13 protein-coding genes and 3 pseudogenes are annotated in these 19,743 nt (G+C 71.0%); 7 read left to right on the forward strand and 9 right to left on the reverse strand.

Going from position 1 to position 19,743, the window contains the following annotated elements; all coding sequences use genetic code 11:
* Positions 1-26 precede the first annotated feature (26 nt).
* The 3 genes from ACWEV0_RS08125 to nsdA all read right to left on the reverse strand — a co-directional run bounded on the left by ACWEV0_RS08125 (position 27) and on the right by nsdA (position 3,621).
* Entirely contained in the window at positions 27-365 is a 339-nt protein-coding gene (locus tag ACWEV0_RS08125; protein ID WP_128977495.1) for a P-II family nitrogen regulator, read from the reverse strand.
* A complete protein-coding gene (locus ACWEV0_RS08130; protein WP_453147518.1) occupies positions 362-1,720 on the reverse strand; it encodes an ammonium transporter in 1,359 nt (452 codons plus the stop codon). Before ACWEV0_RS08130 ends, ACWEV0_RS08125 begins: the two co-directional genes overlap by 4 nt.
* A gap of 431 nt (positions 1,721-2,151) precedes the next feature.
* Positions 2,152-3,621, reverse strand: a complete 1,470-nt coding sequence (gene nsdA / locus ACWEV0_RS08135; RefSeq protein ID WP_453147520.1) for a transcriptional repressor NsdA — start codon at positions 3,619-3,621, stop codon at positions 2,152-2,154.
* Positions 3,622-4,053: 432 nt separating this feature from the next.
* Between nsdA and ACWEV0_RS08140 the strand changes: the two genes are divergently transcribed.
* Positions 4,054-4,707 (forward strand): bifunctional DNA primase/polymerase, encoded by a 654-nt coding sequence (locus tag ACWEV0_RS08140; RefSeq protein ID WP_453147521.1) that lies wholly within the window; start codon positions 4,054-4,056, stop codon positions 4,705-4,707.
* Between the two features lie 91 nt (positions 4,708-4,798).
* Here the strand turns inward: ACWEV0_RS08140 and ftsY are convergent, their stop codons facing one another.
* Positions 4,799-6,031: a signal recognition particle-docking protein FtsY gene (gene ftsY, locus ACWEV0_RS08145; protein ID WP_453147523.1), complete on the reverse strand. Its 1,233-nt coding sequence runs from the start codon at positions 6,029-6,031 to the stop codon at positions 4,799-4,801.
* Positions 6,032-6,118: 87 nt separating this feature from the next.
* Between ftsY and ACWEV0_RS08150 the strand changes: the two genes are divergently transcribed.
* Complete coding sequence (locus ACWEV0_RS08150) at positions 6,119-7,591, forward strand: cytosine permease (RefSeq protein ID WP_453147525.1); 1,473 nt, start codon at positions 6,119-6,121, stop codon at positions 7,589-7,591.
* 54 nt (positions 7,592-7,645) lie between these two features.
* Positions 7,646-8,617: an LLM class flavin-dependent oxidoreductase gene (locus ACWEV0_RS08155; protein WP_453147526.1), complete on the forward strand. Its 972-nt coding sequence runs from the start codon at positions 7,646-7,648 to the stop codon at positions 8,615-8,617.
* A 101-nt stretch (positions 8,618-8,718) separates the two neighbouring features.
* Here the strand turns inward: ACWEV0_RS08155 and ACWEV0_RS08160 are convergent, their stop codons facing one another.
* Both ACWEV0_RS08160 and ACWEV0_RS08165 read right to left on the reverse strand, forming a co-directional pair.
* Positions 8,719-10,152 (reverse strand): sugar porter family MFS transporter, encoded by a 1,434-nt coding sequence (locus ACWEV0_RS08160; RefSeq protein ID WP_453147528.1) that lies wholly within the window; start codon positions 10,150-10,152, stop codon positions 8,719-8,721.
* Positions 10,153-10,380: 228 nt separating this feature from the next.
* Positions 10,381-11,052, reverse strand: a pseudogene (locus tag ACWEV0_RS08165) (AAA family ATPase); the annotation flags it as partial.
* Between the two features lie 212 nt (positions 11,053-11,264).
* On the opposite strand from ACWEV0_RS08165, the gene ACWEV0_RS08170 reads away from it, so the two are divergent.
* The 4 genes from ACWEV0_RS08170 (at position 11,265) to ACWEV0_RS08185 (ending at position 15,400) form a co-directional block, all read left to right on the forward strand.
* Positions 11,265-12,308, forward strand: coding sequence for a methyltransferase (locus ACWEV0_RS08170; protein WP_453147530.1), 1,044 nt, complete (start codon positions 11,265-11,267; stop codon positions 12,306-12,308).
* Between the two features lie 65 nt (positions 12,309-12,373).
* A complete protein-coding gene (locus ACWEV0_RS08175; RefSeq protein WP_453147531.1) occupies positions 12,374-12,724 on the forward strand; it encodes a DoxX family protein in 351 nt (116 codons plus the stop codon).
* An 88-nt stretch (positions 12,725-12,812) separates the two neighbouring features.
* Complete coding sequence (locus tag ACWEV0_RS08180; RefSeq protein WP_453147533.1) at positions 12,813-13,463, forward strand: mycothiol-dependent nitroreductase Rv2466c family protein; 651 nt, start codon at positions 12,813-12,815, stop codon at positions 13,461-13,463.
* A gap of 305 nt (positions 13,464-13,768) precedes the next feature.
* Positions 13,769-15,400 (forward strand): M4 family metallopeptidase, encoded by a 1,632-nt coding sequence (locus ACWEV0_RS08185; protein ID WP_453147535.1) that lies wholly within the window; start codon positions 13,769-13,771, stop codon positions 15,398-15,400.
* 64 nt (positions 15,401-15,464) lie between these two features.
* Here the strand turns inward: ACWEV0_RS08185 and ACWEV0_RS08190 are convergent.
* The 3 genes and pseudogenes from ACWEV0_RS08190 to ACWEV0_RS08200 form a co-directional block, all read right to left on the reverse strand.
* Positions 15,465-16,130: pseudogene (locus ACWEV0_RS08190) on the reverse strand (maleylpyruvate isomerase family mycothiol-dependent enzyme).
* Positions 16,131-16,243: 113 nt separating this feature from the next.
* Positions 16,244-17,106, reverse strand: a pseudogene (locus tag ACWEV0_RS08195) (DUF5954 family protein).
* Positions 17,107-17,335: 229 nt separating this feature from the next.
* Positions 17,336-19,738: a UvrD-helicase domain-containing protein gene (locus ACWEV0_RS08200; protein ID WP_453147537.1), complete on the reverse strand. Its 2,403-nt coding sequence runs from the start codon at positions 19,736-19,738 to the stop codon at positions 17,336-17,338.
* Positions 19,739-19,743: the final 5 nt, after the last annotated feature.

The following is a 19,743-nucleotide window of genomic DNA, read 5'->3' on the forward strand; positions in this document are numbered from 1 at the left end:
ACGGGCTCGATGCGGGCTCGATCGCTTTACAGCGCGTCCGGTCCGCGTTCGCCGGTGCGGACCCGTACGGCCGTCTCGACCGGCACGCTCCACACCTTTCCGTCACCGATCTTGCCGGTGCGGGCGGCCTTCACGACGACCTCGATGAGCTGTTCGGCGTCGTCGTCCTCGACGAGGACCTCGATGCGGATCTTGGGGACGAGGTCGACGGTGTACTCGGCGCCGCGGTAGACCTCGGTGTGGCCGCGCTGGCGGCCGTACCCGCTGGCCTCGGTGACGGTGAGCCCGTGGACGCCGAAGGCCTGCAGGGCCTCCTTGATCTCGTCGAGCCGGTGCGGCTTCACGACCGCGGTGATCAGCTTCATGCGTCGACCTTCTTCTTGTTCTCAGCCGATGTCGATACGGATGCGGTCGCGGCGGCGGTGGTGCGTCCGGCGATGCCGCCGCCGGCCCCGCTGAAGTCGTACGCGGTCTCGGCGTGCTCGACCTGGTCGATGCCGGAGATCTCGTCGTCCTCGCTGACCCGCATGCCCATCGTCCGGTCGATGACGAACGCCAGGACGGCGGAGACGATCAGCGAGTAGGCGAGGACGGCGAAGACGCCGACGGCCTGCTTGCCGAGCTGCTCGAAGCCGCCGCCGTACAGGAGGCCCTTGGCCTCGGACTGGACGCCGCCGGTGGCGAAGAGGCCGACGAGGAGGGAGCCGACGACTCCGCCGACGAGGTGGACGCCGACGACGTCGAGGGAGTCGTCGTAGCCGAACCTGTACTTGAGGCCGACGGCCATGGCGCACAGCAGACCGGCGATGGCGCCGATGGCGATGGCGCCGAGCGGCGAGCAGGAGCCGCCGGACGGGGTGATCGCGACGAGGCCGGCGACGGCGCCGGAGGCGGCGCCGAGGGTGGTGAAGGAGCCGTGGCGGAGCTTCTCGTAGGCGAGCCAGGCCAGCATGGCGGCGGCGGTGGCGACCTGCGTGTTGACGAACATGACGGCGCCGACGCCGTCGTCGTTGCCGAGCCACGAGCCGGCGTTGAAGCCGAACCAGCCGAACCAGAGCAGTCCGGCGCCGAGCATCACGAGCGGGAGGCTGTGCGGGCGCATCGGGTCCTTCTTGAAGCCGACGCGCTTGCCGATGACGAGGATGACGCCGAGGGCCGCGGCGCCGGCGTTGATGTGGACGGCGGTGCCGCCGGCGAAGTCGATGACGCCCAGGTCGAAGAGCCAGCCGCCGGTGCCCCACACCCAGTGCGCGACCGGGAAGTAGACGATCGAGACCCACAGGGTGATGTAGAGGGCCCAGGCGGTGAACTTGACGCGGTCGGCGAGGGCGCCGCTGATGAGGGCCGGGGTGATCACGGCGAACATCAGCTGGAAGACGGCGAAGACGTACACCGGGATGGTGTAGCCGTCCCAGAGTTCGGTGAGGCCGATGCCGCTGAGGCCGACGTAGTCGGAGGACCAGGCGAGGACGGAACCGATGTCGGTGCCGAAGGCGAGGCTGAAGCCGAAGAGCACCCAAAGGATCGTGACGATCCCGAGGCTGATGAAGCTCATCATCAGCATGTTGAGGGTGGACTTCACGCGGACCATGCCGCCGTAGAAGAAGGCGAGGCCCGGGGTCATCAGCATGACCAGGGCGGAGCAGATGAGCATGAACCCGGTGTTGGCGGCGGACAGCGTGGGCGTGTCCGCTGCCAGGGTCGTGATGGCTGATGCCATCGGCGTCTCCTCGTCGTCGTTGCGGCCTGTGCGGGGCGGGGCCGAGGGGGCGGGGCCGGGCCGCGGGCCGTGAGGGAGGCCGGGGCCGGGGGCCGGTTATGCGCCAGAGATTCGCGCAGGCCGGTTTCCGCCGATGCCGCTCGATGTTTCGCCGCAGTGACGAAGGCGCCGGGCGTGTTACGCGGCCGTGAACGGCACCAGCACGACCCCGCGGCTTCAGGACCGTGCCACCCCGGCACCGCAGCCATCAATTGAGGAACCACGACGGCGACCGGCCACCTCCGCGAGAGCGGTGCCGCTTTAGGCGCAAAAGGCGAGCCGGCCGCGTCGGTCGTCCGTGTGTCCGTGCGGCGGGGGAGCCGAGTCGGGGTTACGGGACGGCCGGCGCGGCCGGGGTCTCTACGGTGTTTCCACGGTGCCGGACGCGATGCTCAGACGGCCTCCGCGGTCTCGGGGAGCAGCGCGGTGAGCCGGTCGGTGAGGTGGACGACCTCGGCGACGTCCCCGAAGTCGCGGGCGGCGGTGTCGACGGTCTTCCGCAGCCGGGTGTTGACCCGCTCGGAGCGGACCTTGCGGGCGATGCCGAGGGCCTTCTCGGCGAGCACCACGGACTGCTCGGGCTCGCGCTTGAGCAGGTGGACGGTGGCCATGCCGATGAGGTTGAGTGCGTACGAGCGCTGGTGCTCGGGGTCCTTCTCGAAGAGCTCGACGGCCCGCTCCATGACGGGCTCGGCGAGCGAGGCGTAGGTCGGCGAGCGTCCGGCGACGTAGGCGAGGTCGCGGTAGGAGTGCGAGTTCTCGCCGTTGAGCTCGGCCTCGGAGAAGAAGCGGATCCAGTCGGGCTCGGGCTCGCCGTCGAGGCCGACGTCGGCGAAGGTGTCCTCGGCCATCCGCACGGCCCGCTTGCACTTGGAGGGCTGGCCCATGTTGGCGTAGGCGCGGGCCTCCATCGCATACAGCATGGCCTGGGTGCGCGGGGTGGCGCAGTCGCGACTGCCGTACTGGGCGAGATGGATGAGTTCGAGGGCGTCGTCGGGCCGGCCGAGGTGGATCATCTGGCGGCTCATGCTGGAGAGGATGTACGAGCCGAGGGGCTTGTCGCCGGCTTCCTTGGCGGCGTGCAGGGCGAGCACGAAGTACTTCTGGGCGGTGGGCTGGAGGCCCACGTCGTAGCTCATCCAGCCGGCGAGTTCGGCCAGTTCGGCGGCGCACTTGAAGAGGCGCTGGGCGACGGCGCCCGGCTGCGGTTCCTGGAGCAGGTCGGTGACCTCGTGGAGCTGGCCGACGACGGCCTTGCGGCGCAGGCCGCCGCCGCACTGGGCGTCCCACTGGCGGAACATCGCGGTGGTCGATTCGAGCAGGTCGAGCTCGACCGGGGAGAGCCGGTGGGTGCGCCGGTCCTCGGCGGGCACGGGCTGCGGCTCGCCGCCCGGGGTGGGCACCAGCCAGCGCTGCATGGGCTCGATGAGGGAGGGGCCGGCGGCGAGCTGGAGCGAGGAGCCGAGGAAGCCGCGGCGGGCGAGCATCAGGTCGCTGCGGGAGAACTCGCTGAGCAGTGCGACGGTCTGCGGGCCGGCCCAGGGCAGGTCGACGCCGGACACCGACGGCGACTGGTGGGCGGTGCGCAGGCCGAGGTCCTCGACGGCGACGACGGAGCCGAAGCGTTCGGAGAACAGCTCGGAGAGGATCCGCGGGATGGGCTCGCGGGGCTGTTCGCCGTCGAGCCAGCGGCGCACCCGGGAGGTGTCCGTGGAGATGTGGTGCGCGCCCATCTGGCGTGCCCTGCGGTTCACCTGGCGCGCCAGTTCGCCCTTCGACCAGCCGCTGCGCACGAACCACGAGCTCAGCTGCTCGTTGGGGCGCTTGCCGGCAGTCGTACCGTCTGCGCCGTTGCCGCCCACTGGAACGCCCCCATCCACCTGATGCCTTGCGAACCCCTGACAGGATGCCGTGTTTCGCGGTGCTCGTCCGGCGTTTGTACTCCTCCGAACGGAAAACCGGGTTGCCTCCGGCATACCCAACCGTGCAATACACCCCGGGTTCGTGTACCGAAGGTAATCCTACGATCACCCGTCCGGGCATGGCGTTTCAAGAAACGCCACCATTCGCCACCCCTTCGAATGAACTCGCCACGCGGCGAACACGATTCACTTGACATGTGACAGGACGGGCTCGCTGAACCGGAGCGCGAGGAGGCGCGCGTGACGGTTCGCACCACCCGCCACACCACCGTGCGCCCCTGCCGGGGGAACGACCGGCGCGGGAGCGTGGCGGAGGGTAGCGGTGCTCCTCCGGTCCGTAACCACCGGCGCGTTCGACCCGTTGGAGGGGGCATGGGCTTCACGATCGGCGGCATTCGTGAGATGCGGTCCGGCTCGCGTCGCCGCGTACGCACCAGTGAGTGCACCGCGGTGGCGGAGTACACGGGCCTGTGGGGCTGGGACGTGGTCCCGGGGGCGCGTGCGGTGGCCGGCCGGTGCTCCTGCGGCGATCCCGGCTGTACGGCTCCGGGGGCGCACCCGCTGTCCTTCGCCGAGCCGGTCCCGGCGGGCGCGGGGCTCGACGTCGCGACCAAGGCGTGGTCGGAGTACCCGGGCGCGGCGATCATGCTGCCGGTCGGCCGGTCCTTCGACGTGATCGAGGTCGCCGAGGCGGCGGGCCGCCGGGCGCTGGTGCGGCTGGAGCGCATGGGGCTGCCGCTGGGGCCGGTGTGCGCGACGCCGACGGGCCGGGCGCGGTTCTTCGTGGCCCCGGGCGCGGCGGCGGAGCTGCCGCAGCTGCTCTACCGGATGGGCTGGGACGACGCCGATCTGGACCTGCACGGTCTGGGCCCGGGCGCGCACGTCACGGCCCCGCCCTCGGACCTCGGCGGCCACGGGCCGGTGCGCTGGCTGCGGCCCCCGACGCTGGACACGGCGGGCGCGCCGCCGCAGGCGCGGCTGCTGCTCGGGACGCTCGCGTACATCTGCCACCGCACCCACTACTGACCGGCGGCCGCCGACCGGGTCCGGTCACGGAGAAGGGCCCCTGCCGTTGAGCTGCGGCAGGGGCCCTTCTCGTACGCCTCCAAGGCGCGGGTCAGTCGCCGATCAGGGCGTCGACGAACGCGCCGGGCTCGAACGGGGCGAGGTCGTCCGGGCCCTCGCCCAGGCCGACCAGCTTGACCGGGACGCCCAGCTCGCGCTGGACGGCGACGACGATGCCGCCCTTGGCGGTGCCGTCGAGCTTGGTCAGGACGATGCCGGTGATGTCGACGACCTCGGCGAAGACGCGGGCCTGGATGAGGCCGTTCTGGCCGGTGGTGGCGTCGAGGACGAGCAGCACCTCGTCGAGCGGGCCGTGCTTCTCGACGACGCGCTTGACCTTGCCGAGCTCGTCCATGAGGCCGGTCTTGGTGTGCAGCCGGCCGGCGGTGTCGATGAGGACGACGTCGGCCTTCTCGGCGATGCCCTCCTTGACCGCGTCGAAGGCGATCGACGCCGGGTCGCCGCCCTCCGGGCCGCGCACGGTGCGGGCGCCGACGCGCTCGCCCCAGGTCTGCAGCTGGTCGGCGGCGGCGGCGCGGAAGGTGTCGGCGGCGCCGAGGACGACGGACTTGCCGTCGGCGACCAGGACCCGGGCCAGCTTGCCGGTGGTGGTGGTCTTGCCGGTGCCGTTGACGCCGACGACCATCACGACGCCCGGGGTGTCCTCGGGGCTCTCGGTCTTCACCGCACGGTCGAGGTCGGGGCCGAGGAGGGCGATCAGCTCCTCCCGCAGCAGCCCGCGGAGCTCTTCGGGGGTGCGGGTGCCGAGCACCTTGACGCGCTCGCGCAGCCGCTCGACGAGCTCCTGGGTGGGGGCGACGCCGACGTCGGCGGTGAGGAGGGTCTCCTCGATCTCCTCCCAGGTGTCCTCGTCGAGGTGCTCGCGGGACAGCAGCGACAGCAGCCCCTTGCCGAGCGAGTTCTGGGAGCGGGCGAGCCGGGCCCGGAGCCGTACGAGACGGCCGGCGGTCGGCTCCGGGATCTCGATCTCGGGAGCGGCGGGCGCCTCGGGAGCGACCGGCTCGGCGGCGGGCTCCTCGACGACGACCGGGGCCTCGGCGGTGGTCGGGAGTTCGACCTCCTCGACGGTGCGGCGTGGTTCTTCCCGCAGCGTCTCCGCCTCGTCGCCGACGTGCGGTTCGGCGGGCGGAGCGGTGATGGTCGGGGCGGAGGACGGCGGCTGGGCGGGCGGCAGCTGCTTCTTCTTGCGGCCGCTGACCACGAGCCCGCCCGTCACGGCGACCGCGACGACCAGAGCGATGACTACAGCAAGGATGAGTTCCATAACCGGTCCAGTATCGGCCACGCGGCGGCAGAACGCGGAGCACGTAAAGTGAGTGGTTCCCCCACATCTGTACGACGGAGTACTCCTATGCCCCACGTGTCCGAGTCCGAAGGGGCGCCGAGCGGCGGCGCCCTGGAGAGCCGCGGCCTCGAACCCGTCCCCGACGCCGAGCGGACCGGCCGGGTCCGTGAGCTCTTCCCGACCTGGGTGGCGGCCAACATCAGTGTGCTGCTGCTCACGATGGGCGCCGGCCTGGTCGTCTTCAACGGCCTGAACTTCTGGCAGGTCCTGCTGGTCGCGGCGGTCGCGCCGGTCCTCTCGTACGGGATCGTCGGTGTGATCTCGATCGCGGGCAAGCGCGGCGGAGCGCCCGGCATGGCGCTGTCGCGGGCCGTGTTCGGCCAGCGCGGAAACCTTTTTCCCGGCGCGCTGATCTGGGTGGCGCGCTGGGGCTGGGAGACGATCAACGCGGTCGCCGGCGCGTACGCGGTGCTCACCATCCTCGACCTGCTCTTCGGCGTGAAGTCGAACACGTTCCTGATCGTGGTGACGCTGCTGGTCTTCGTCTCCCTCACGTTCCTGGTGTCCGGGCTCGGGATCAGCGCGCTGCGGGTGTGCAGCAAGTGGTCCACGTACCTCTTCGGCGCCTTCTCGCTGCTGGTCCTGGGCTATCTGGTGGCGGACACCGACTGGTCGGCGGTCTTCGCCAAGCCGGCCGGTTCGACGGCGATGCTGGTCGCCGGCATCGGCACGATCGCGGCGGGCGGCATCAGCTGGGTGCCGTCGGGCCCCGACTTCACCCGCTATCTGCCGCGCACCGCCTCCTCGAAGGGCGTGGTCGGCTCGACCGTCGGCGGCGCCGGGATCGTGGTGCTCCCGATGGTGCTGATGGGCGCGGTGATGGCGGTGTCGACGCCGGACCTGGCCTCGGCGCAGGACCCGGTGTCGTTCATCGGCGAGCTGCTGCCGATGTGGATCTCGGTGCCGTATCTGCTGATCGCGCTGATCGGGATGCTGCTGATCAACTCGATGTCGATGTACTCGGCCGGCTTCACGGCGCAGACCCTGGGCATCAGGGTGCCGCGGGCGGCGGCGGTCAGCGTGAACGCGGTGATCAGCCTGGTCTTCGGCTTCCTGCTGATGGTGGTGGCGAGCAGCTTCATCGGCTCGTTCATCTCCTTCCTGACGCTGCTCGCGGTGGCGTTCTCGGCCTGGATCGGCGTCTTCGGCGTGGACATGCTGCGCCGCGGGTCGTACGACGCGGCGGCGCTGATGGACACGACCCGGACCAGCGCGTACTGGTACCGGGGCGGCTTCGCCTGGCAGGCGATGACGGCGTGGGGCGTGGCCCTGGCGGCGGGCCTGCTGTTCACGAAGGTCGACTGGTTCGCGGGGCCGCTGGCCTCGTCCTGGATCGGGCGGAACGGGCTCGGCTGGGCGGCGACGATCGTGGTGGCGGGCGTGCTGTACGCGGTGCTGCCGCGCGAGGCCGTCCGGTCCGCGTCTGAGCCGGCGGCCGGGTCGCAGCCGACCGAGGAGCCCGCGACCGTTTCCATCTGACGCCACGTCAGCTAACGTCCCCCTCCACGACGCACCCGTGGAGGGGGACTTCCCATGCCGTTCACCGTCGTCCGGTTCAACCTCGTCGATCCGCACGCCGACCCGGCCTCCCTCTCGGCCCGCTACCGCGCCGCCGTCGAGATGGCCGCGTACGCGGACGCGCACGGCGTCGACACCGTGCAGACCGAGGAGCACCACGGCGCCGTCAACAACTGGCTGCCCTCCCCCTTCGCCTTCGCGGGCGCGGTGTTCGGGGCGACGAGACGGATCGCGGTGACCGTCTCGGCGATCATCGGGCCGCTGCACGACCCGCTGCGGCTCGCCGAGGAGATCGCGGTCCTGGACCTGCTGAGCGCGGGCCGGCTCGTGACGGTCGCCGGGATCGGCTACCGGCCGGAGGAGTACGAGGAGCGCGGCGTCGACTGGGGGCGGCGCGGCAGGCTGCAGGACCTGCTCCTGGAGACGCTGCTGGCCGCCTGGTCCGGCGAGCCCTTCACGTATCAGGGCCGTACGGTACGGATCACCCCGCGGCCCTTCACCCAGCCGCACCCGCTGCTCCTGGTCGGCGGCTCGTCGCGGGCGGCGGCCCGGCGGGCGGCCCGGCTCGGGCTGCCGTTCTTCCCCAGCGCGCACCTGCCGGAGCTGGAGACGTACTACCGGGAGCAGTGCGCCGCGTACGGGACGGAGGGCTGGACGATGATGCCGGCCCGCGAGACCCCGCTCCTCCACGTGTCGGAGGATCCGGAGCGGACCTGGGCGGAGTACGGGGAGCACTTCCTGCACGAGGCGCGGACCTACGCCTCCTGGCAGTCGAAGGACATCCGCTCGGCGGTCCGGTCGACGGCGGCGACGGTGCCGGAGCTGCGGGCCGAGGGCGTGTACCGGGTGGTGACGCCGGACGAGTGCGCCGCGCTGGGGCGGGAGCTGGAGAGCCTCGTGCTGCATCCGCTGTGCGGTGGTATGCCGGTGGAGGAGGGCTGGCGGAGCGTACGGCTGTTCTGTGACGCCGTACTGCCCCGGCCGTGACGCACCGGCATGCGCCTGCCGCTGAACGCGTACTGCCCCGGACCGGGGCGCAGGGCCTCGGTCCGGGGCGGTTCCGTGCATGAGGAGAGGGGCAGCGGGGTTTAGCCCATCTCCTCCAACGCCTTGCCCTTGGTCTCCTTGACGTACCTGAGCACGAAGGGGATCGAGAGCACGGCGAAGATCGTGTAGATCAGGTAGGTGCCGGAGAGGTTCCAGTCGGCGAGCGACGGGAAGCTGGCGGTGATGGCCCAGTTGGCGATCCACTGGGCGGAGGCGGCGACGCCGAGGGCGGCGGCGCGGATCCGGTTCGGGAACATCTCGCCGAGGAAGACCCAGACCACCACGCCCCACGAGAGGGCGAAGAAGAGCACGAAGACATGGGCGGCGACGAGCGCCACGACGCCCTGGGTGTTCGGCAGCTTGCCGTCGACGAGGTCGGCGGAGAAGGCCCAGGCCTCGACGCCGAGGGCGATCGCCATGCCGGCGGAGCCGACGAGGGCGAGCGGCTTGCGGCCGACGCGGTCGACCAGGACCATCGCGATCACGGTGCCGACGATGTTGATGATCGACGTGGTGAAGGAGTAGAGGAACGAGCTCGACGGGTCGATGCCGACGGACTGCCAGAGCGTCGCGGAGTAGTAGAAGGCGACGTTGATGCCGACGAGCTGCTGGAAGACGGAGAGTCCGATGCCGACCCAGACGATGGGCAGCAGCGTGAACCGGCGGCCGGCGACGAGCAGGTCCTTGAAGGTGGACTTGTGCTCGCTGCGCATGGCCTGGTCGATCTCGGCGACCCGGCGGTCCAGGTCGACGCCGTGGCCCTCGACCTCGGCGAGCACCTCCTTGGCCTTCTCGGTGCGGCCCACGGAAATGAGGAAGCGCGGCGACTCCGGGATCGCGAAGGACAGCAGGCCGTAGAGGACGGCGGGCACGACCATCACGCCGAGCATCCACTGCCAGGCCTCCAGGCCGCCGATCTCGCCGCGCTGCTCGCCGTCGGCGAGCTGCAGGATGCCGTAGTTGACCAGCTGGGAGATGGCGATGCCGATGACGATGGCGGCCTGCTGGAAGGAGCCGAGCCGGCCGCGGTACGCGGCGGGGGCGACCTCGGCGATGTAGGCGGGGCCGATCACGGAGGCCATGCCGATGGCGAAGCCGCCGACGATCCGCCAGAGGGCCAGGTCCCAGAGGGCGAAGGGCAGCGCGGAGCCGACGGCGCTGACGGCGAAGAGCACGGCGGAGATGCGCATGCACTTGATGCGGCCGATGCGGTCGGCGATCCGGCCGGCGGTGGCGGCGCCGATGGCGCAGCCGATCAGGGCGATGGCGATGACCTGGGCGAGGCCGGCGGACCCGATGTCGTAACGGTCGCGGATCGCCTCGACCGCACCGTTGATGACGGAGCTGTCGTAGCCGAAGAGGAAGCCGCCCATCGCGGCGGAGGCCGTGATGAAGATGACGTGTCCGATGTGGTCCGGATGGGCCGATCGGCCTTCGGACGAAGGCGGTGTGGGCGCCTGCGCGGTGCTGGTCACAAGGACTCCTCGGGGCTCCGGCAGCGTCGCCGGGCGGTGGGGGGCGAGCCCTTCCAGTGGCGCACAACTTCACGCCGCCCACCACTTGAAGGTAAAAGCAACGTTGCAGAGACTATGCCTTCAGGTTTCGAAGTCAATAGTCGATGTCGTATGACTTGAACCTCACCCAAGGGTGGCTTGTTTTCAGATGTTGAACTCAGCTGTCTGTTCGCAGGGCGACTGCGGGGCTCAGCGCAGCCGCTGGCTGATCACCTTCGAGACTCCGTCGCCCTGCATGGACACGCCATAGAGCGCGTCGGCGACCTCCATCGTGCGCTTCTGGTGCGTGATCACGATCAGCTGCGAGGACTCCTGGAGCTCCTGCATGATCCGGATGAGCCGCTGCAGGTTGGTGTCGTCGAGCGCGGCCTCGACCTCGTCCATCACGTAGAACGGGCTGGGCCGGGCCTTGAAGATGGAGACGAGCAGCGCCACGGCGGTCAGCGAGCGCTCGCCGCCGGAGAGCAGCGAGAGCCGCTTGACCTTCTTGCCCGGCGGGCGGGCCTCGACGTCGACGCCGGTGGTGAGCATGTTCTCCGGGTCGGTGAGCACGAGCCGGCCCTCACCGCCCGGGAAGAGCCGCGAGAACACGCCCTCGAACTCGCGGGCGGTGTCCCGGTACGCCTCGGTGAAGACCTGTTCGACCCGCAGGTCGACCTCCTTCACGACCTGAAGGAGGTCCGCGCGGGTCTTCTTCAGGTCGTCGAGCTGCTCGGAGAGGAACTTGTGGCGCTCCTCCAGGGCCGCGAACTCCTCCAGGGCGAGCGGATTCACCTTGCCGAGCTGCTGGTACGCCCGTTCGGCCGCCTTGAGCCGCTTCTCCTGCTCCGCGCGGACGAAGGGCCGCGGCTGGTCGCGCGGACGGTGGCACGGCACAGCGCACCGCGCGCACCGCGGCCCGGCACCTGCGCACGGCGCGCACCGCAGCACGCCCGTACGGGGTGGCCCCTGCCACCCCGTACGGACGCGCGCCCGCGCCCACTCACCTCGCTTCCCTTCTCCCTTCTCCCTTCTCCTTCTCCCTTCTCCTTCTCCCTTCTTCCGTCTTCCCGAGCCCCGGAGCAGACCTCCCCATGGACGCACGCACCAGCGGACCTGAGCAGCAGGACCGGCAGCCCGACTTCCAGCGGATGTTCGAGATCGTCACCAGCTACTGGGTGTCCCGGGCCGTCCACGCCGGAACCGTGCTCGGCCTGCCCGACCTCGTGGCCGAGACCCCCCGGACCGCCGCCGATCTCGCGGCGACGAACGGCACCGACCCGCGCTCCCTGCACCGCCTGCTGCGCGCCCTCGAAGGCGTCGGCGTCCTGAGCGTCGACGACGAGGGCCGCTACGCCACCACCGCGCTCGGCGACACGCTGCGCACCGACGTCCCCGGCTCGCTCGCCTCCCTGGTCCAGCTGGAGCTCGGCACCGCCCACCACGGCACCTGGGACCGGCTCGCGGAGTCCGTCCGTACCGGAGCCCCGGTCTTCGAGGCCGCCAACGGCCATCCGATCTGGGAGTACTTCGAGCGCACGCCGGAGCTGGCCGACCACCTGGGCAAGGCCATGACGGGCCTGACCGCGATGGTCGCCGACGCGGTCGTGGAGGCCTTCGACTTCACCCCGTACGGCACGATCGTCGACGTCGGCGGCGGCGAGGGCGGCTTCCTGTCCGCGATCCTCCGCGCCCAGCCCAAGGCCCGCGGCATCGTCCTCGACCTGCCGCACGTGGTCGCCAACGGCCGCGCCCGGGTGGCCGAGGCGGGCCTCGCGGACCGCTGCGAGCTGGTCGGCGGCAGCTTCTTCGAGAAGGTGCCGGAGGGCGCCGACCTCTACACGATGAAGTGGGTCCTGCACGACTGGAACGACGAGTCGAGCATCGAGATCCTCAAGTCCGTGCGGCGCGCGATGCCCGACGACGGCCGGCTGCTCGTCGTCGACACGGTCGTGCCGGAGGGCGGCGGCTTCTCGCCGAGCAAGATCATCGACCTCAACATGATGGTGCTGAGCGGTGGTCAGGAGCGCACCGCGGAGGAGTTCCGCACGCTGCTCGACGCCGCCGGGTTCACCCTCACGCGGATCCTGCCGACGCGCTCGCCGAGCAGCGTGGTCGAGGCGATCCCGCGCCCCTGACCCCTTCTCTCTCCTGGACAGTCCCCGTCCCATCCCCGTCCCCCTCACCCGCTCAAGGAGCAACCGTGTTCATCGCATATGTCGTCCTGGCGATCCTGGTCTCGCTCGTCCTCGTCGGTTCGGCGCGCGGCAAGCTGGTCCGCGACGAGAAGATCGTGGCCGGCATGCAGAAGGTCAACGTCCCGGACGCCTGGCTGCCCCGCCTCGCGATCCTGGAGATCCTGGGCGCGATCGGCCTGATCGCCGGCATCTGGTTCCGCCCGCTGGGCATCGCCGCCGGCGTCGGCGTGGTCCTGTACTTCCTCGGCGCGTTCATCACGCACATCCGCGCCAAGGACGGCAAGGGCGCCCCGGTCCCGGTGGTCCTGGCGCTGCTCGCGGCCGCGCCGGTGGTCCTGGGCCTGGCGACCAACTGACGCAGTGCTGTAAGGGGTTCACGTCGGCCGCGGCGGCACGCGGCGGGCGTGGACCCCGTCGTCGTACGTGCGGAGGAGAGGAACGGAAATGAGCACCACCGAAGAGCAGACGCGCGTCGCCGTCGACTTCTGGTTCGACCCGCTGTGCCCGTGGACCTGGGTGACCTCCCGCTGGCTGGTGGAGGCCGAGCGGCAGGGTCTCGCCGAGATCCGCTGGCACGTGATGAGCCTGGCCGTCCTCAACGAGGACCGGCTGGACCAGATCCCGGAGCAGTACCGGGAACTGCTCGGCCCCAAGGGCTGGTACCCGGTGCGGGCCCTGGCCGCGGTCAAGGACAAGTACGGCAACGAGGCGGCCGGCCGGCTCTACACCGAGCTCGGCACCCGCTACCACCCGGGCGGCCGGGCGCCCGAACTCGACGTGATCGAGGAGGCGCTGACGGCGGCGGGCCTGCCGGCCGGCGAGCTCATGCCGTACGCGAGGAACGACACGTACGACGGGGAGGTGCGCGCCTCGCACGAGGCGAGCCAGGCGGCCGTCGGCCAGGAGGCGGGCAGCCCGGTCCTCGCGGCGCCGGGCCCGGACGGCGAGCCGCTGGGCTTCAACGGCCCGGTCCTCACCCGGGTGCCGCGGGGCGAGGAGGCGGCGCGGCTGTGGCGGGCGACGCTGCTCGCGGCGTCGGTGGCGGGCTTCGCGGAGCTGAAGCGGGCGCGGATCTCGGGCCCGGTCTTCGACTGACACCGGAGGCCGCGAGGGGCCGCGAGGGGCCGCGAGGCGGTCGTGAGGTGGGCGTGAGGGGCTCGGCCGGACTTCCGAAACGACCTTCAATAAACCCTTTCCGCGACCCTGCACGACCCCTATTGCACCCCTGCATGACCCTTGAGGCGGTCAGCTCCCCGTATAGCGGACGGAGTTGGCCGCCCTTCGGACAACTGCAGGTCAAATCCTTGTTGCATACCTGTCAATCAAGGCTGGTTAGTGGCACGCTCACCTCCGCACCACCCCCCACAGCAACCCCCACGCTTCACAGCGAAGGAGCCCGCGTGACCCGCCTGCAGTCCTCGCACCGTCGTACCACCGCCGCCGCCCTGATCGCGTCCGCCGCCATGGTCGTCGTCGGCATCCAGGCAGGATCGGCCACCGCCGCCGACACCGCCGCCCAGCGTGAGGCCGGCGCGACCGCGCTGACCCTGTCCGGCAGCCAGCGCGCCGCCGCCATCCAGGACGCCCAGGCCGTGGCGTCGGACACCGCCAAGGCCCTCGGCCTGTCCGGCCAGGAGAAGCTGGTCGTCCGTGACGTCGTCAAGGACGCCGACGGCACCGTCCACACCCGCTACGAGCGCACCTACGAGGGCCTGCCGGTCCTCGGCGGCGACCTCGTCGTGCACCAGAAGAAGGACGGCTCGCGCTCCGCCACCAAGGCGACCGGCGCGAAGATAGCCGTGGCCTCCACCACCCCGGCGCTCGCCGCCGCCACCGCCGGCAAGAACGCCGTCGCCGCGTCCGGCGCCGCGGGCGACAAGGCCGCCACCGCCTCCTCCGCCCGCAAGGTCATCTGGGCCGTCACCGGCAAGCCCGTCCTCGCCTGGGAGACCGTCGTCACCGGCACGCAGGCCGACGGCACCCCGAGCCGCCGCCACGTCGTCACCGACGCCAACACCGGCAAGCAGCTCGACTCGTACGAGACCATCGAGACCGGCATCGGCAACACCGAGTACAGCGGCCAGGTCACCCTCGGCACGTCCACCGGCGGCTCGGGCTTCACCCTGACCGACGCCGGCCGCGGCGGCCACAAGACGTACGACCTGAACGGCGGCACCACCGGCCAGGGCACGCTCTTCACCAACTCCACGGACACGTGGGGCAACGGCCTCTCCTCCAACCGCGAGACCGCCGCCGCCGACGCCCACTACGGTGCGGCCGTCACCTGGGACTTCTACAAGAACGAGCTCGGCCGCTCGGGCATCCGCGGTGACGGCGTCGCCGCCTACTCCCGCGTCCACTACGGCAGCGCGTACGTCAACGCGTTCTGGGACGACTCCTGCTTCTGCATGACCTACGGCGACGGCATCAACAACACCCACCCGCTCACGTCGCTCGACGTGGCCGGCCACGAGATGTCCCACGGCCTGACCTCCTCCACCGCCAACCTCCGCTACAGCGGCGAGTCCGGCGGCCTGAACGAGGCCACCTCCGACATCCTCGGCACCTCGGTCGAGTGGTACGCCAACAACTCCACCGACGCGGGTGACTACCTCATCGGTGAGAAGATCGACATCAACGGCGACGGCTCCCCGCTGCGCTACATGGACCAGCCCAGCAAGGACGGCAAGTCCGCCGACTACTGGTCGAAGTCCGTCGGCCGCCTGAACGTGCACTACTCCTCGGGCCCGGCCAACCACTTCTTCTACCTCCTCTCCGAGGGCAGCGGCGCCAAGACCATCAACGGCGTCTCCTACAACTCGCCCACGTACAACGGCTCCACGGTGACCGGCATCGGCCGCCAGGCCGCGTACAAGATCTGGTACAAGGCCCTCACCACCTACATGACCTCCACCACGGGCTACTCCGGCGCCCGCACCGCCACCCTCTCGGCGGCGAAGGACCTGTACGGCGCGGGCAGCACCCAGTACAACGCGGTGGCCGCGGCCTGGTCGGCGATCAACGTCAACTAACGCACTGACACAGCCAGAGGGCCGCGCGGCACGTCGAAGGATGTGCGGCGCGGCCCTCGTGTTTTCAGAAGGCGGAGTGGGTGAACCAGTGCGCGAGGAGCTCCTCGTCACCGGACAGCTTGATGCGGGGAGCCGACGGCTCGATGCGCCGGTAGAGGAGGAGCAGCAGGTCGGCGGCGGTACCCTGCACGGTGGCGTCGGCCGTCGTGTCTTCCGGGGTGAGCCCGAAGCCGTCGGGCCGAAGGCGCACCAGCCAGTCGCCTTCACCGTCAGTGAGGGTGAAGCGGATGGTCCGGTCGTCGCCGCGCAGCTTGGCGGTGTCGGGGGCGAAGGAGGCGGCGAAGGGCAGGTTGGTCAGGAACTCGGCCACGCCGTCGGCCGCGAGGGCCGGCTCGATGGCGGGCTCGATGCCGAGCGCGAGCTCCGCGTCGACGCGGTGGACGAGCGTCTCGAACAGCATCCGACGCACCCAGAACCGGGCGTGCTGGTCGGCGCCCCAGGCCCACATCGGCGCATGCAGGTCGGTCCCGGCGAACGTCGCCGCGGCCTCCTCGGCGGCCTCGGCCAGCCAGGCCGGCTACTCCTCAGGCCGCTCGGGCAGCCGCAGGTCGACATCGAGGCTGCGAGGCGGTTCCTGGATCCGCTGCCGGAGCAGGACGGTGAACCAGCGCTGCACGCTGCCGGCTTGACGGACAAGGTCGGCGAGGCTCCAGTCGGGGCAGCTCGGCACCGGGAGGGACGGCGTGCTGCACGGCGGCGACAAATCGGGTGGTTTCGGCGGCTACGGCGGCGGTGTGGTCGAGCGGGGTCAGGCACGTAGTCTCCAGCATCGCGGCAGGGCGCTCAGGAGTCGTAGTGGATCGTGCCGTCCTCGTCCATGGTCGGATGCATCTTCATCGGCTCGCTGTCGTCCACGTCCGAGGTCCGTGGCCCCTCGGGTCCGTCCGGGCCGAAGCGGATCATCCGCTCGGTCCGGCAGATCCGGAACAGGCGCCCGTCCACGGTGAGCTCGTTCGCCCGGCCGAGGGCCCTGAACTCCTCGGCGGCGCGCGCGTACCGCTTGCGGGGCTGGTCGTCCAGCTCGTAGATCAGCGGCCAGATCTCGGTCAGCGCGATGTAGAGGTGCGCGCGGGCCTCGTGCGGCGTCCCCATCAGTGAGCCCTGCCGATTCCAGGTGGCGCCGGTCTTCTCCACCACACCGAACGTGGTCGGCATCACCACGATTTCGGGATGCGTCTCGATTGCCAGCTCGGACCCGGCCCGCACGTCGGCGGGATAGCGCCGCCCGCTGTACGAGAACCCCCGCAGCCCCAGGCGCAGCGCCTCCGCCATCGGCCCGGCCTCCCGCGCCGGATCGAGGACGAAGTCCTTGTCGGGCGACGGATAGTGCTGGCTCCCCATCTCCCACGACGGCTTCACCGGCTCCACGTCAGTGGGCCGCGGCGGCTCGAGCCCGTCCGCCCCGGACCGCGCCACCTCGTCTGCCCGCACGATCCGGAACCGCTCCCCGAGCACCTCGATCTCGTTGATCCGCTCCCGCTCAAGAACGGCGACGGCGGCGAGCAACTCCCGCCGCTCGGCCGGTCCTCGGTGTCGTCCGTCGCCCGGAACCACAACATCGAGTGCAGACTGTCCCACGCCCCCTGCGGCGTCCCGTCCCGCAACGGCGACACCACCCGCCACACCCCGTCCCGACAGGCCGCCACCCCGAACAACGCCCCCCCCGCACGGCCAACGACGGATACCGCACCGCCCGCTCCACCGCGTCCCGCTCACTCACCCAGGCGACCGGATCCCCCTCCCTGATGAGGTTGTCCCGCGCCTTCTCCAGCCGTCGCCTTCAGCCATCAGTCATGCGCGCATGTGAACAGGCGTGACGGCGCCCCGGGCCGGAACGGGGAAACTGTCCGACGGACGGGTTAGGTGGCGCCAATGTCATGCAGCGTTCGAGCCTGAGGGAGGACCCTCGTCCGCGAGCAGGGATGCCGCTCGGCCGGCATCGCGGTCGGCGTGCTGGGGCAGGTATCGACTCGCCCTGCCGTGCCAGGTCACGACCAATTCGTCCCGCGCCCGGGTGGCCGCGACGAACAGCAGGGAGCGGGCTCGCTGCTCCTCCTGGCGATACCGGTCGGGGCTGCTCAGCCGGAAGGCCTCGATGCGCTGATGCGGAATAAGGCCCTCGCTGACGCCGGCCAGGAACACGCGCTGGAATTCCAGCCCCTTGAACCGGTGCATGGTGCCGATGCGTACGGTGTCGGTGTCGCGGGGCCCTTCCCGCCCGATCTCGCTCGCGGGGATCAGGAAGGGCTTGCACGCCAAGGTGTAGGCGAGCTGGGTGACGGCGGCCTTGTCCGGGACGCTGACGGCCATGGCCGCGTACGGAGTGCCGTACCGCTCATGGCGCTCCTTGAGCAACGTGGCGATGGCCCGCATCTCGGTCTCCCAGTCGGGAGCACGCCAGTACTGGGGAGCCAGCCCGGTCAGGACGGACCGGTACCCGTCCAGCGTGTCCGGACCGTCGTCGAGATCGTCGAAGCTCTCACCGTGCACCAGACCGTGCGCGCTGCCCAGAATCTCCCGCGTCGTGCGGTAGTTCAGCGTCAGCCGCCGGGAGGCGCGTCCAGGGGTGCTGATGCCGAGCCTGCCCAGGACGACCTGGTGCGAGTAGATGCGCTGGTGGGCGTCGCCGACCAGGAAGATGTCGTCGGGACCGGGCGCGACCATCGCGCGGAGCATCCGCCAGTGCGAGGCCGACAGGTCCTGGGCCTCGTCCACCACGATGTGCTGGTAGCGCGGCTTGAGCCACATGCCGCTGCCCGCCTCACGATGGATGAGGTCCAGGCCGCCGTGCTCCTCCTTGTAGCGCGCCTGCTCGGCGGCCTTTGCCATGCGGCGCTCCTCGATCCGGGCGGCCTCGTCGGCGATCAGCGCGTACGTGGTGCGCCGGGGCGGCCCGTCGAGGAGAGCGCGGTACTTCTCCACCAGCTCCCAGACACGGATCCGGTCGGGCCTCTGCAGTACACCCCGGCCCTTGCGTTCGGCACGGAAGTACAAGCCTGCGGTGCCGCAGCCCTGCGCGAGGATGACGTGCTTGAACTCCGAATCGAGGAAGTCGGCGTCGTAGTCGAAGACCCCGGCCTCGGCGCACACCCGGTGCCAGAGCGCCATGGCCTCCTCGTCGCCCATGGGCGTACCGAGCACGGAACTCGGGTGCTGCTCGACCACTTCCCGGGCGAGCTGGTCCACGGACTTGACGTCGACCCGCCGCACGAGGTCGTCGCCGCCGAGCCGGTGCAGGCGCTCCCGCAGATCGGCGGCGAGGTTGGTGTTGTACGTGGTCATCAGGACAGGCCGGGTCTGTCCGGGCGGCAACCGGGAGACGAGGTGCCGGACCCGGTGGAGGGCCACGACTGTCTTGCCGGTGCCCGGCCCGCCGGTGACCTTCGCCGATCCCTTGAACGAAGCGGTCGCGAGCCTGTGCTGCTCGGGGTGGAGGAAGAGCCGCCAGGCGTCGAAGCTGTCCCCGAGCGCGTCGAGGACGGCCGCGTCCTCCGTGCTGACCTGGGAGACGGGCCGTCGCGCCGCCCGGGCCCAGTCCTGCGGATCGACCTTCTCATCGGCTCGCCACTGGTCCGTGATGAATCTGCGGACCTCGCTCGGCTCCATGCCGTCGTGCAGCGCGAGGAGTACTTCCCGGGTGAGGCTCGGGAGGTTGTGAGCGAGTACGGCTTCCAGCTGGCGGCTGTCGGTGATGCGGCGCAGGGCGGGCAGCAGGGAGGCGATGACACCGAGCCTGACCAGCTCCTCGTCCGCGTAACGGGCGAAGAGAGGCACCGGCAGGGCGGCCGGAGCGGTCTCCGAGGCGACGGGCTCCTCGCCCGTCCGCCCACCGGTCGGCTCGGGGGCAGGGGACACCTCCGGAGCGAAGCCCGGTTCGGGACCGGGCTCCGGGCGGCGCGCAGGCATCGCCACCACATTGGCGCTGACCTCGCTCTGGTCGACGAGCTCGACGCCGCCCGAGACCGCGTTGATCTCCACGGTCAGCCGGGCGAGTTCGTCCCGGGCCGCCGGCCCGACCCGGACGGCCAGCAGACTGAAGCGGTTCTCCTCGGTCTCCAGGAGCAGCCCCATGCGGCTGCCGTCGAGCGCGGCGAGGAACAGGCGCCCGTTCCCGCCCGCCTCGCGCAGGAAGGTCAGCCGCAGCGCCCGGTTGGACCGGTCGGCCCGCAGCCGGCGGACGAAGTCGCCCACCGCGTTCTTCGTGGCCGCGTCGAGGCGCCGGATGTCCTCGTTGGCCTGCGGCGTGACCGCGACCTGCGTCCTGACCCCATGGCTCATGGCCG

It is taken from the genome of Streptomyces sp. NPDC003943, from assembly GCF_053605265.1.

Coding starts and splice junctions, on each gene's coding strand:
- ACWEV0_RS08125 (WP_128977495.1), bottom strand. CDS start 365: ATGAAGCTGATCACCGCGGTCGTGAAGCCGCACCGGCTCGACGAGATC.
- ACWEV0_RS08130 (WP_453147518.1), bottom strand. CDS start 1,720: ATGGCATCAGCCATCACGACCCTGGCAGCGGACACGCCCACGCTGTCC.
- ACWEV0_RS08140 (WP_453147521.1), top strand. CDS start 4,054: ATGGGCTTCACGATCGGCGGCATTCGTGAGATGCGGTCCGGCTCGCGT.
- ftsY (WP_453147523.1), bottom strand. CDS start 6,031: ATGGAACTCATCCTTGCTGTAGTCATCGCTCTGGTCGTCGCGGTCGCC.
- ACWEV0_RS08150 (WP_453147525.1), top strand. CDS start 6,119: ATGCCCCACGTGTCCGAGTCCGAAGGGGCGCCGAGCGGCGGCGCCCTG.
- ACWEV0_RS08155 (WP_453147526.1), top strand. CDS start 7,646: ATGCCGTTCACCGTCGTCCGGTTCAACCTCGTCGATCCGCACGCCGAC.
- ACWEV0_RS08170 (WP_453147530.1), top strand. CDS start 11,265: ATGGACGCACGCACCAGCGGACCTGAGCAGCAGGACCGGCAGCCCGAC.
- ACWEV0_RS08180 (WP_453147533.1), top strand. CDS start 12,813: ATGAGCACCACCGAAGAGCAGACGCGCGTCGCCGTCGACTTCTGGTTC.
- ACWEV0_RS08200 (WP_453147537.1), bottom strand. CDS start 19,738: ATGAGCCATGGGGTCAGGACGCAGGTCGCGGTCACGCCGCAGGCCAAC.